Genomic DNA, 13,319 nt, shown 5'->3' with positions numbered 1-13,319 from the left:
TAATGACGTCAAGCTCTCCTTTTCTGATTTACAGTGCTTCTGCAGGAAGTGGTAAAACTTATACTCTAGTTAAAGAATATCTCAAAGTGCTTTTGAAGCGAGATAATCTAGATCACTTCAAGCATATTCTAGCTATCACTTTTACAAATAAGGCTGCTGGAGAGATGAAATCGAGATTATTGGAAAAATTAAAGGTTTTTTCCAATACGGTGGTTGATGGTCAAATAGATTCCATGTTGCTCGATATATCTAATGAGATTGATCTGGATAAAGTCTTAATTCAAGAGAAGTCGGCACAACTTTTAAAATATATAGTTTACAATTACTCGGCTTTCAATGTTTCTACTATTGATGGTTTTACCCATAAATTAATAAGAACCTTTTCTCATGACCTAAAGGTTCCTATGGATTTTGAAGTGGAAATGGATGTTGACCAATTGTTGGGAGAGGCCGTTGATGCATTAATTGCTAAGGCTGGAATTGATAAGAGCCTTACTCCTGTTTTAGTTGATTTTGCTATTGAAAAGGCCGATGAGGATAAAAGCTGGAATATAGCATATGACCTGAATAAAATAGCTAAATTACTTCTCGGAGAATCAGATTTAGAACACGTTGAAAAACTCAAAGGTAAAAATCCTGAAGACTTTAAAATCCTAAAACAGTTTTTAAAGGAGAAAATTGAAAGGACCAAGGAGGAACTCATTGGGTTGGCAAATAAAACCCTTGAATTCATTGCGTCCTGTGGCTTGGAACCAAGTCACTTTTATAGCAGTTACTACCCTAAACTGCTGGAAAAGGTTTCGGAAGGGAATTTTGAGGTCAATTTTGAAGTCCAATGGATCAATAAGTTTTTGAACGGAGAGCAGTTGTATACTGCAAAGCAAGCTCCTGAAATTTGTTCTATAATTGACAGCATTCATTCAGAATTGGCTAGAGTCTTAATGCAGATAAAGCAGCTTATTTTTCAACTGGAGTTTTATCGTGTTTTTTATAAAAATATTACACCGCTTTCTGTGCTTCATGCCATCAACAATGAATTGAAATTGCTGAAGGAAGATCAAAATAAACTGTTGATTTCAGAATTCAATAATTTAATTAGTAAAGAGATTAAGGATCAGCCTACGCCATTTATTTATGAACGGTTGGGAGAAAAATTCAGTCATTTTTTTATTGATGAGTTTCAAGACACATCTGTGAAACAATGGGATAATTTACAACCATTATTAAGCAATCCATTAGATAATAGAATTGGGTCCGTACTGTTGGTTGGTGATGCCAAACAGGCTATTTACAGATGGCGTGGTGGAAAAGCTGAGCAATTTCTTGATCTGGCCAATTCAGAAAGAGACTCTCCATTTCAAGCTGAAAAAAATATTGCTAATCTTCCGGCCAATTTTAGGAGTCATCAAACCATAGTAGAATTTAATAATGGGTTATTCGATTTCCTAGCAAAAGGTTTTTTTGATCACTCAGATTATTCAAACCTTTATACTTCAGCAAAACAAGAGGTAAAGTCGCTCGATCCAGGATTTGTATCATTGGAATTTTTGGAACTTCAAGACGAGGACAGCAGAGAGGAGGCTTATTGTATCAAAACACTAGATATAATTTTGGCTAACCAAAAAAAGGGATTTGAGTTTGGTGAAATCTGTGTTCTAGTAAGGAAGAATAAAGAAGGGATAGTCATTGCAGATTATTTGAATGACCAAGGCATCCCTGTTATATCTTCTGAGTCTTTGTTGCTTATTAACTCTCCGGAAGTTTCATTTGTTATTGATTTTTTAACCTGGATGGTGCAACAAGACAATAAAGAAGCTCAGGTAGATTGGTTATATTATCTGTCTCAGCAAATACAACCTGATGCTCCCCATCAATTCATTCAAAAATTTATTAATGAAAGTGCTGAAGACCTATTTGAAAAACTTCAAGCATTAGGTTTTGATTTGGATTATAGTACGGTGATGGAATGGCCACTTTTTGAAATGACAGAAGATATCATTCGGTGTTTCAAACTGAATAAGACATCTAATGCATATTTACAATATTTTCTGGATGTTGTTTTTGAATTTTCAGAAAGCAAGAGCTCTGACTTGCCTTCATTTTTGGAATATTTTGAAGAGAAAAAGGATAAGCTAAGTATTGTGACACCGGTAGATCAAAATGCAGTTCAAATCATGACGATTCATAAATCCAAAGGCTTGGAATTTCCTGTTGTGATTTTCCCATTTGCCGATTTAGAAATCTACCGTGAGCAAGATCCTAAGGAGTGGTATCCTTTAGATACAAATACATTCTTTGGGTTCGAGGAGGGGCTTCTCAGTTTTAATACGAGTATGAAGGAATTTGGTGATGTTGGGGAAGCGATATATACACGACATCGTGCAGAGCAACAATTGGACAATATTAATTTATTATATGTTGCTTTAACTAGGGCTGAAGAACAGTTATATGTCATATCAAAGCAAACAAAGGTTAAAAGTAGGGTTGATGATTTGAAATCCTATGCAGACATCTTTGTTAAATATTTAGAACACCTCAACGAGTGGGATGAGGGGAAGTTAGTTTATACGTTTGGTACTCCAGAAAGGTTTGTAAAAAGTAAGTCTGAATTACCAAAGAAAGTGAAAGCGCTAGAATTTATTTCAGTTTCAAGAAAGGACCACCAATTGGAAATTTCAACCAAATCAGGAATGCTTTGGGATTCTAATCAGGAGAAAGCACTAGAGAAAGGTAATTTGGTTCATAAGTTACTTGCTTATATAAGAACAATTGATGATTTAGATTTTGTATTTGCTGAATTCAATGAAATGGTTTTGAGCGATTTTGAAAAGGAAGAATTGCTGACCCAATTGCGCGAAATTATTTTCCATCCCCAGCTTCAAAAATACTTTGAAGGAGAATCTATAAAAATCAATGAGCGGGATATCCTTTCTACTTCAGGAGCTATTTATAGACCCGACAGATTGGTTATTGACGGTCAAAGAAATGCCACTATTATTGACTATAAAACAGGTAAGGCCCTGAAAAAACATGACCAACAATTACTTAGCTATGAAAAGGCGTTGGGTGAGATGGGAATAAAAACCGAAAAGAAAATACTTGTTTACATAAATGAAGAAATTGAAATAAAAGAGTTTTAACTTTACAACCAAATCAATCTAATTTAAATCATGTACGGAAAGATTAAGGAATATTTACAGCAAGAATTGCAAACAATTAAGGACAATGGCCTTTTTAAAGAAGAGCGCATTATTACCTCGGCTCAAGGGGCTGAAATTACCTTGAATACGGGCGAAAAGGTTTTAAATTTTTGTGCGAATAATTATTTGGGACTTTCCAATCATCCTGATGTGGTTCAAGCGGCTAAGGACGTTATGGATACACATGGATTTGGAATGTCATCTGTTAGGTTCATATGTGGTACCCAAGATATTCATAAGGAATTAGAATCGAAAATTGCCTCTTTCTACGGTACAGAGGACACTATTTTATATGCTGCAGCTTTTGATGCCAATGGTGGTGTTTTTGAACCATTATTAGGTCCGGAAGATGCGATTATTTCAGATTCTCTAAATCATGCATCCATCATTGATGGGGTTCGGTTATGTAAAGCCGCAAGATATCGTTATGAAAATAGCAATATGGAAGATTTGGAAAGCCAGTTGCAAGCAGCTAATGAAAATGGTGCTCGGTTTAAAATCATAGTGACTGATGGTGTGTTTTCCATGGACGGATTGGTTGCGCCCTTAGATCAGATTTGTGATTTGGCCGATAAGTACGATGCCATGGTAATGATAGATGAATGTCACGCTGCTGGGTTTATTGGAAAAACTGGAAGAGGAACCTTAGAGGAAAAGGGCGTCTTAGATCGCATTGATATTATTACTGGGACCCTTGGTAAAGCCTTAGGTGGTGCTATGGGGGGATATACCACAGGTAAAAAGGAAATTATTGAAATGTTGCGTCAACGATCAAGGCCTTATCTTTTTTCAAACTCTTTGGCACCGGCTATTGTAGGTGCTTCTATTAAGGTGTTTGATATGTTGGAAAATGATACAGCCCTAAGGGACAAGTTGGAGTGGAATACAAATTACTTCAAAGAAGGAATGAAAAAAGCTGGATTTGATGTTATAGACGGGGATTCTGCTATTGTGCCTATTATGTTATATGATGCCAAGCTATCTCAATCTATGGCTAATTTATTGTTGGAAGAAGGAATTTATGTTATTGGGTTCTTCTTTCCTGTAGTACCAAGGGATAAAGCAAGAATTAGAGTGCAACTTTCAGCAGCCCATGAAAAGGCTCATTTGGACAAGGCTATAGCCGCTTTTGTGAAAGTTGGAAAAACGCTTGAAATTATTTAAACATAATTAGACAAATGTGAGTATTCATGGGTTAATATTCAATATTTTTCTATATTTGTCTTTGTTAATAATATTTAACAACTTACATTTGCTTACAATTAACACTTAAAAATTAAATTTTTGAATATGAAAAATCTTAGCAGATTACTGTTTGCAATGTTGCTAGTTTTGAGCTATAGCAGCATGAATGCACAAGATGAAAACAATCCATGGGCAATTGGTATTGCAGTGAACGCTGTTGACTTTTACCCAGTAGGTGAAGATGCTCCTCGTGGTGGTATGTTTGATGAATATTTCAACGTTGGAGACCACTGGAATATTTTACCTTCACTATCAAGCTTATCCGTTGCAAGATATATCGATGCTGGTTTCAGTGTTGGAGTAACTGGATCTATTAACAGAATAGACAAATGGGGAGATATGGAAGTAGACGATCTTTCTTACTATGGTGTTGATGGTACTATCAAGTACAGCTTCGGATCTCACATTGGATCTTCAGTTTTTGATCCTTACCTTGGTGTTGGTGGGGGTTATACTTGGGTTGATGAAATCGGTGCAGGAACTGTGAATGGAACTTTAGGTTTTAACGTATGGTTTACTGAAAACATCGGTTTAACAGTTCAAAGTGCTTACAAACATGCTTTCGAAGATTATTTAGATACACATTTCCAACATACTGCTGGTATTACTTTCAAATTTGGAGGTAAAGATACTGACGGTGACGGAATCTATGACAAGGATGATGCTTGTCCAGAAGTACCTGGTTTACCAGAATTCAATGGTTGTCCTGATACTGACGGTGACGGAATCGAAGATTCTAAAGATGATTGTCCAAACGAAGCTGGTACAGCTGAGTTCAACGGATGTCCTGATACTGATGGTGACGGAATCGCTGATAAAGATGATGATTGTCCTTCTGTAGCTGGATTGAAATCTCTTAACGGATGTCCAGATTCTGACGGTGACGGTGTTGCTGATAAGGATGATGAGTGTCCAAACGAGGCAGGTCCTGCTGCAAATAAAGGATGTCCTTGGCCAGATACTGACGGTGATGGTGTTCCAGATAAAGATGACTTATGTCCAGAAAAAGTAGGTACTGTTGCTAACCAAGGTTGTCCAGAAGTAACTGAAGCAGTTCAAAAAGCATTGAATGCTTACGCTAAAACAATCTTGTTTGATACTGGTAAATCAACAATCAAAGCTCAGTCTGAAAAAGTATTAGGTGATATCATCGCAATCTTGAAAGAGTATCCTAACGCTAGATTCAACATTGAAGGTCACACTGATAGTGTTGGTAGCGAAAGCTCAAACCAAAAATTATCTCAAGAAAGAGCTAGTTCTGTAATGACTTACTTAATTGAAAACGGAGTAGCTTCAAACAGATTAACTCACGAAGGTTTTGGAGAGTCTAAACCAATTGACACTAACAAAACTAGAGCTGGTAGAGCAAACAACAGAAGAGTTGAAATCAACTTAATAAAATAAGTAATATTCAATAAATTATTTGAAAAACGCCTCGAGAAATCGAGGCGTTTTTTATTTTTAGGATATGACAACATTCATCAAAGAAGTCCTCTTAGATTTAAAGAAGAAACAAGTTGATTTCTCTCAACTAACTTTTATTCTCCCTAGTATTAGGGCGGGGGTTTTTCTAAAGCAGGAATTGGCTTCTATATTGGAGAATACTATTTTTTCACCTGAGGTAATTAGCATTGAAGAATTCACTCAAGAATTGTCCGGCTTAAAGCCATTATCAAATGTGGAATTGCTTTTTGAGTTTTATGACGTGTATAGTCAATTGACTGAGTCATCAATAAGGGATTCCTTTGAGGGTTTTTCTAAATGGGGCCAAATATTGTTGCAAGACTTTAATGAGGTGGATAGGTATTTAATCCCTGAAGAAGATATATTCAACTACATTAGTGCTATCCAGGATTTAAAAGTTTGGTATAAGGATGAATATGCCACCGATTTTATAAAGCAGTATAAGGCTTTTTGGGGTAAGTTACTGGAATACTATCAAACACTTAGAGAAAGTCTCTTAAATAGCGGCTATGCTTATCAAGGTCTTGTTTACAGGCAGGCCGTTTCAAACTTAGAGGATTATATACAGTCTTCAAAAAGAGCACATGTTTTTATTGGTTTTAATGCGCTCAATCAAGCCGAGGAATCTATTTTTCAAGAACTTTTGCAAAATGAGATGGCAAGTGTCTATTGGGATATTGATAAAGTCTTTTTTGACAACAAGCTTAATGATACCGGTTTGTTTTGTAGGAAGTATCGGTTTGACTGGCCTTACTTTAAAAAGCATCCTTTTAATTGGGTCTCAAACTACTATTCTGAGAAGAAGGAAATAAATCTTTACGGCGCTCCAAAAAGTATTTCCCAGGCTAAACAAATTGGAAATATTTTGAAGGAGGGAAATTTAGATATTACAAAAACAGCTGTTGTTCTAGCAGATGAAAAGTTGTTATTGCCTACATTAAATGCCCTTCCAAAGGACATCCAAACCTTAAATATTACCATGGGATTAAAACTGGAGTCCGTCCCCATGGCAAGTATGTTTGAGAAGCTATTTTATTTGCATAAACAAGGAAGGAGTACCATGTATTTTAAAGATGTTGAAAGCATCTTGGCACATCAGCATATTTGGCCTCTTTTTCAAACGGGAAATGAAAATTGGGCACAGAAAATAATTCAAGATATAAAACTTAATAATTTATCCTTCTTAACCATTGAGAAACTTAAAGAATTAGCTCCCAACCATCATAACATAATAGATGTTTTATTTTCAGATTGGAAGCATCGTTCTGAAATAGCTCTAGAACGAATCGACCAACTTGTATTTTTAATTAAAAAACATTTGGAGGTTCAAAAGGAGGATCAAAAGTTAGCCTTAGAGTATTTGTATAAATTCCATGCTTTGTTCAATGACCTGAAGCATTTACAGCATCGCTTTGAACATCTTCAAACAATCAAAACACTACATGAAGTTTATAAAAATTTGTTGGGGTCTGAAACTGTTGATTTTGTTGGAGAACCACTAAGCGGACTTCAAATTATGGGGATGCTTGAAACCCGGGTATTAGATTTTGAAAATGTGATTATCGCGTCAGTGAATGAGGGGATATTACCAGCGGGGAAAAGCCAGAATTCATTTATTCCCTATGACGTCAAACTGACCTATGGTTTGCCAACCTACAAAGAGAAGGATGCTATTTATACGTATCACTTTTTTAGGTTGATTCAAAGGGCTAAAAAGGTACATATTATTTACAATACGGAAGTAGATCATTTTGGTGGAGGAGAGAAGAGTAGACTTCTACGCCAGATGGAGTTGGAAGGGATTCATGAAATTAATGAGCAAGTGGTACTTCCTCATGTTCCGCCTATTCAAAAGGAGTTAAAATCAATTCCTAAAGATCAAACCATTTTGCAAATACTACAATCCTATGCATCAAATAATGGATTTTCACCTTCTTCACTGACGAGTTACATCAGAGATCCTTTTACGTTTTATAAACAACGGGTCTTAAAAGTGAAGGAGTATGAAGAAGTTGAAGAAACTGTGGCCGCCAATACTTTGGGAACTGTTGTTCACAATACTTTGGAGGATTTTTACAGACCTTTTGTAGGGACGTTTTTAGAGGTTGAAAAACTAAAGGCGCTCAAACCTAAAATTGCTTCCATGGTAAAAAAGCACTTTGACGGTATCTATAAGATGGGTGATATTACCAAGGGTCGAAACTTAATTGTTTTTGAAATAGCAAAGCGTTACGTTTCCAATTTTTTGGACAAGGAAATACAGGAACTTCAAAACGGTAATACCATTAAATTATTGGCTGTTGAAGAAGACAATAAAATAGCCATCCAAATCCCAGAACTTGATTTCCCCGTCTTTATAAGTGGTAAGGTAGATCGTATAGATGAGTTTAATGGGATGACACGTATCATTGACTATAAATCAGGTAAGGTCGATCCTGGCCAAGTCGAGATAGTCAATTGGGAAGACCTTGTTACAGATTATGATAAATACAGTAAAAGTTTTCAGGTATTGACCTATGCTTTAATGATATATGAAAAACAATTACGAACGCTACCATTTGAAGGGGGGATTATTTCTTTTAAAAACTTAAGTAAGGGTTTTATGAAGTTTGGAATCAAAGATAATCCAAGGTCAAGATCAAAAAATCAATTGATTACTCAAGAAGTTTTGAAGTCTTTTGAAGTAGAATTGAAAAAACTGATTATCGAGATTTTTGATTTGAAGACCCCTTTTGTGGAGAAGTAATTAAATCCTTCTTCCAAGATTATTAAAAAATACGTCAAATGACGTATTGTGCCAAGAAAGTGCTTTGTTGATATTTGAAGTATATGAATATCTTATATACTTAATATTATGAAAACTAAACAACTAGTCACTTTTCTATCACTTTTTATTGCAATATCGACAATGGGTCAGGATAAAGTGAAATATTCTGATGATGAAATCGATATGCTAAAGGCATATTATTTCAATGAAGGTTTCAATACTCCAGCAACCAAAAAGGTGTCTACCTTGGTTATGAAGGATGGAGCAATTTATAAAGGATATTGCAAAAGTATTGTCACTAAAAAGGGACAAATTCACCAGCTGTATTTCAAAGATAGTATTTCAGGAAATAAAGAAACTTATAAGGCTGAGGATATATCAGAAGCATATCTATTTGCAAGTGGTATGGAGAAGTTTAACAAGATGTCCAAAAAATTCAGTAATTATGGAATGGGAGGTAGAAATAGTGTCGATAAATTAACTTCGAGTGATGAGATATATTTCATAAACCAAAAAGTGGCTTTAAAAAATAAGAAAGACGAGAAAGAATTTTTAATGCAATTAATAAACCCTAGTTTCAGTAAATTCATTTCCGTTTATCACGATCCTTTTGCAAAGGAAACACAAGGAATGAAATTTGGTGCAGCTCCTAAAATAGGTGGTGGTATTATAAAGTCTTATTATGTGCAAAAAGGAGATAAGATTATTTGGCTTCATAAAAATGACTTTGAAGAAAATTACCAATTCCTTTTTGGTGACAACGAGTCTTTCATGAAAAAATATCCTTATAATTCGGTAGACTGGGATTGGTTTAGTGCTTTAGTAAATGAATATACCAGACTGGCATTGGAAAGTGAAAGTGAATAATATTTAGTCAAAATAAGTAAAATAAAAACCCCATGAAATCACTGATTCATGGGGTTTATTTCAGTTGGGCATATTGGTATATTAAATGAAATTTCTTAATTTGATTTGAACATGCTCCATATCGTTTAGGCTATCAAAAAAATCCTGATATATTTATCAGGATTTTGAGATTAGTGATAATCGATAAATTATATTAATAATTTATTTAATGAAAAAATGTTCAAAACTAGTTTTTATTGCTTTGTTTCTGGTTTCTTGCAAATCGTCATTAAGAAAGGAGATAATGCACAAAGGGGATAAAGATGACGCTAGGTTAAATGCGATAATAGATTACTCCTTAAACAATAGATTTGTTTCTGAGAAGGTAATTGTAATTGATAGTTATGATGAATCAGACCAAGCCTATTGCTTTAAGTTTAATAAAAATGAAAAATCTCTGTTAAAATTAACAGATTCTATAGGTGGGTATCCTACAGCTTACTTCCCAAATAAATTTATTGAAAAGAATAATAACCTATTTCTATGGAACGAAAAAGGGACTCGAATAACAAAGCAGCTAATTGAAATTATGGGCAAGTACAATGGAATTCATCGTATTATAAAATCCCCAATTTCATACCAATAATAAACACCGGAGAATTTAAAAAAGAATTGTTCTATTTCATTTGCAAAGAGAATATATCTAAATACAAAAAGAAGAAAGCCATTTGGTTTGAAAAAGGAGATTATCCAAGATTAGAATGTTTTGACAAATAATTTAGGGAGTTATGGTAAAATGGATATGTTCCAGGTTTACCACTTTTAAATGTTCACATTTCAATACATATGGTTAGGAAACAAAAAAACGCAACCAATTATTAATTAACTGATTGCGAATTTAAAAGTGGAGCATATCGGAGTCGAACCGATGACCTCTACGCTGCCAGCGTAGCGCTCTAGCCAGCTGAGCTAATGCCCCAAGCTCTAGAATGCGAAAATACTACTTTTTCTAAATAAATTGAGTTTCTTTTAAAAGATTTTATTGAATGCCACTGAGCACCAAAACAGGCATCGTACTGCAGTGAAAGTCCTTTTTTAAAATGGTGTTGCTTTCCCATAATTTGGTAAAAAAACCACGTTTACGCCTTACCACACAAAGGAGATTGGCTTGATATGTTTGGTAATTCTCTAAGACACCTTGAAAAGTTGTTGGACTTTCAACATGGGAAAATTGATGGACTAGGGATTCTAATTCAGGATGTAAATTAAAATCTGCTTCTTGATAAGCAGGCGTTTTGACTAAAAGAAGATCTAGTTTCGCATCAAAATGTTTCATAACTATTTTCAAGGGTTCCAGAACACCTTCCTTTTTGATGTTGGCCGATTTCATTGCCAACAATATTTTGGAGATGGGTTCAAAAACATAGTTTTCAGGAACTATTAGCGCGGGAATCTGTGTTTGTTTAATCACTTTTCCAGAGGTCTGTCCTAAATAAACCTCCTCCTTAATAGAGGTTGTTCTTGGTGCGATCATTAATAAATCAATTTGAAGATCAGATTGAAGGGTCTCCAAAGTGGAAATGAGTTCCCCAATGATGGATTTCGAAATGATTTCTACCCCTTTTTGATCCACAGATTCGAGAAGTAATTCCAATTCTTTTTCTACTTCGTCAACCAAATAATTTCCAACCTTGACACTAGTTCCTGAGTGCGGATAGATATCATTGATTTTAACTAAATAAATTTTTGCATTAAATGTGTGTGCAAAATCAATCGCATATTGTAGCAAACCTTTGGCATTTCCAGAAGATCCAATCAGAACTAAAATATTCCTCATAATTCAAATAATTTATAAGTAATTTGGAAACAAAATTACAGATAATCTTGATAAGAAAAGCCCAATTGGCAGATTTGGATCGCTTGCTTGAAATTACGGGAGCATGTGCACGTCATATGCAGGACCATGGCATATTTCAATGGAATGAATTCTATCCAAGTTTTGAAGCCTTTAGAACCGATGTAAACCGTCAGGAATTATACGTTTATGAATTTGAGGGTACTGTTCAAGGGTGTGTTGTGCTTTCAAGCTTTAAAGATGCCGAGTACGAGGCTATGGAATGGTTAACCCCAGAAAACAAACACCTTTACATCCATCGGTTGGCAGTTCATCCCAAGGTTCAGGGTCATGGAATTGCTAGAAAATTAATGACATTTGCTGAACATTGGGCAATCGATAATAACTATGATTCTATTAGATTAGACACGTTCTCCAAGAACCTCCGAAACCAAAAATTTTACGAACTTCGCGGTTATAAACGATTGGGTGAAATATATTTCCCCAAGCAGAGCGAATTTCCGTTTTATTGTTACGAACGTCTCTTGTGACTACCGATTTAAGTTTAAAACATATCAATAAATTGGCCATCCCGGCATTGATTGGTGGCATATCCGAGCCTATATTGTCTTTGACCGATACGGCGGTTGTGGGTAATATGGAGCTGAATGCTACAGAATCTTTGGCAGCTGTGGGTATTGTGGCCACTTTTTTATCCATGCTTATTTGGGTGTTTGGCCAAACAAGAAGTGCGATTTCTTCTATTATTTCTCAATACCTGGGAGCCAATCGCCTTCCTGAAGTCAAATCATTACCTGCACAAGCCATTACTATTGTAGTCTTGATCAGTTTACTGATTTTGGCCCTAACTTTTCCGTTTTCCAGACAAATTTTCAAGCTGTATAACGCGTCAGGACTTATCCTGGAATACTGTGTGGAGTACTTCAGAATCCGTATTTTCGGATTTCCGTTCACCCTTTTTACCATAGGTGTGTTTGGTGCTTTTAGAGGGCTTCAAAACACATTCTATCCCATGGTGATAGCCATCATTGGTTGTGTGTCTAATGTGCTTTTAGACCTGGTTTTGGTATATGGTGTGGAAGGTTTTAATCCTGCAATGAACATCCAAGGGGCTGCCTATGCCAGTGTAATTGCCCAAATTCTTATGGCATTGATTTCGGCGTTTTACTTATACCAAAAAACACCATTGCCTCTTGTGGCGACTTGGCCTCTAAATAAAGAAATTAAAAAATTCACTTTCATGGTCCTCAATTTATTTGTGAGAACTATAGCTCTTAATGTGACACTTTATTTCGGTTCTTCTTATGCTACAAGTTATGGAGCAAACTACATAGCGGCCTATACCATTGCCATTAATCTCTGGTTTTTGGGAGCCTTTTTGATAGATGGATATGCTAGCGCCGGTAATATTTTATCGGGTAAATTGTTAGGAGGAAAGCGGTATCATGATTTGATACAGTTAAGTAACAAGCTTATTATCTATGGGATTGTAGTTGGAACAATCATGGCGTTAATTGGTACAGCGACCTATAGTTCTATTGGGCGTATTTTTACAGATGATGAAGCCGTTTTACGAGAGTTTTACAAGGTCTTTTGGATGATTTTAGCAATGCAGCCCTTGTGTGCCTTGGCATTTATTTTTGATGGTATGTTTAAGGGGATGGGAAAAATGAAGTATTTGCGCAATTTATTGTTGGTAGCAACCTTTGGAGTTTTTATCCCTGTTTTACTTTTTGTTGATTACCTGAATTTGCGACTCTATGGTATTTTTATTGCTTTAACTGTCTGGATTATTGCCAGAGGAATTCCCTTAATCGTAAAATTTCGAAAACTCTTTTTACCCCTTGCCCAAAAAGCGTAACTTTGGTTTGTAAATTTACTAAGTGATATGTTTTTGTTGAACTTTTTTCAGGAACCAAGCATTGAGGAAAAAATCAAAAAT

Annotated in this window: 9 protein-coding genes and 1 tRNA gene; 8 read left to right on the top strand and 2 right to left on the bottom strand. The window is 35.4% G+C overall.

Annotated elements, in window-relative coordinates:
* Positions 1–2: 2 nt before the first annotated feature.
* The 6 genes from LOK78_RS03730 to LOK78_RS03705 all read left to right on the top strand — a co-directional run bounded on the left by LOK78_RS03730 (position 3) and on the right by LOK78_RS03705 (position 10,168).
* Positions 3–3,140, top strand: coding sequence for a UvrD-helicase domain-containing protein (locus tag LOK78_RS03730; RefSeq protein WP_232633741.1), 3,138 nt, complete (start codon positions 3–5; stop codon positions 3,138–3,140).
* Between the two features lie 30 nt (positions 3,141–3,170).
* The gene (gene kbl, locus LOK78_RS03725; RefSeq protein ID WP_232633739.1) at positions 3,171–4,364 is read left to right on the top strand and encodes a glycine C-acetyltransferase; all 1,194 of its coding nucleotides are present in this window, start codon (positions 3,171–3,173) and stop codon (positions 4,362–4,364) included.
* Positions 4,365–4,490: 126 nt separating this feature from the next.
* Positions 4,491–5,849 (top strand): OmpA family protein, encoded by a 1,359-nt coding sequence (locus LOK78_RS03720; protein WP_232633737.1) that lies wholly within the window; start codon positions 4,491–4,493, stop codon positions 5,847–5,849.
* A 64-nt stretch (positions 5,850–5,913) separates the two neighbouring features.
* On the top strand, positions 5,914–8,655 hold the full coding sequence (locus tag LOK78_RS03715; RefSeq protein ID WP_232633736.1) for a PD-(D/E)XK nuclease family protein: 2,742 nt from the start codon (positions 5,914–5,916) through the stop codon (positions 8,653–8,655).
* A gap of 108 nt (positions 8,656–8,763) precedes the next feature.
* Positions 8,764–9,543, top strand: a complete 780-nt coding sequence (locus LOK78_RS03710; protein WP_232633734.1) for a hypothetical protein — start codon at positions 8,764–8,766, stop codon at positions 9,541–9,543.
* Positions 9,544–9,751: 208 nt separating this feature from the next.
* A complete protein-coding gene (locus LOK78_RS03705) occupies positions 9,752–10,168 on the top strand; it encodes a hypothetical protein (protein ID WP_232633733.1) in 417 nt (138 codons plus the stop codon).
* A gap of 259 nt (positions 10,169–10,427) precedes the next feature.
* On the opposite strand, the gene LOK78_RS03700 is transcribed toward LOK78_RS03705, so the two are convergent.
* A tRNA-Ala gene (locus LOK78_RS03700) sits at positions 10,428–10,501 on the bottom strand.
* Between the two features lie 60 nt (positions 10,502–10,561).
* Positions 10,562–11,359 carry a universal stress protein gene (locus LOK78_RS03695; RefSeq protein WP_232633732.1) on the bottom strand — a complete coding sequence of 266 codons (798 nt, stop codon included), beginning with the start codon at positions 11,357–11,359 and terminating at the stop codon, positions 10,562–10,564.
* A 47-nt stretch (positions 11,360–11,406) separates the two neighbouring features.
* Here LOK78_RS03695 and LOK78_RS03690 point away from each other — a divergent pair, with 47 nt between their 5' ends.
* Both LOK78_RS03690 and LOK78_RS03685 read left to right on the top strand, forming a co-directional pair.
* Positions 11,407–11,907, top strand: coding sequence for a GNAT family N-acetyltransferase (locus LOK78_RS03690; RefSeq protein WP_232633730.1), 501 nt, complete (start codon positions 11,407–11,409; stop codon positions 11,905–11,907).
* A complete protein-coding gene (locus LOK78_RS03685) occupies positions 11,904–13,238 on the top strand; it encodes an MATE family efflux transporter (RefSeq protein WP_232634155.1) in 1,335 nt (444 codons plus the stop codon). Before LOK78_RS03690 ends, LOK78_RS03685 begins: the two co-directional genes overlap by 4 nt.
* Positions 13,239–13,319: the final 81 nt, after the last annotated feature.

This window comes from Mangrovimonas futianensis, from assembly GCF_021245805.1.
Taxonomy (GTDB): Bacteria; Bacteroidota; Bacteroidia; order Flavobacteriales; family Flavobacteriaceae; genus Mangrovimonas; species Mangrovimonas futianensis.
This window is presented reverse-complemented; position numbering and strand designations above follow the sequence as displayed.

Bases quoted from the DNA above. Each gene is read 5' to 3' on its own strand.
- LOK78_RS03730 (WP_232633741.1), top strand. From the start codon at position 3: ATGACGTCAAGCTCTCCTTTTCTGATTTACAGTGCTTCTGCAGGAAGT.
- LOK78_RS03710 (WP_232633734.1), top strand. From the start codon at position 8,764: ATGAAAACTAAACAACTAGTCACTTTTCTATCACTTTTTATTGCAATA.
- LOK78_RS03720 (WP_232633737.1), top strand. From the start codon at position 4,491: ATGAAAAATCTTAGCAGATTACTGTTTGCAATGTTGCTAGTTTTGAGC.
- LOK78_RS03715 (WP_232633736.1), top strand. From the start codon at position 5,914: ATGACAACATTCATCAAAGAAGTCCTCTTAGATTTAAAGAAGAAACAA.
- kbl (WP_232633739.1), top strand. From the start codon at position 3,171: ATGTACGGAAAGATTAAGGAATATTTACAGCAAGAATTGCAAACAATT.
- LOK78_RS03705 (WP_232633733.1), top strand. From the start codon at position 9,752: ATGAAAAAATGTTCAAAACTAGTTTTTATTGCTTTGTTTCTGGTTTCT.
- LOK78_RS03695 (WP_232633732.1), bottom strand. From the start codon at position 11,359: ATGAGGAATATTTTAGTTCTGATTGGATCTTCTGGAAATGCCAAAGGT.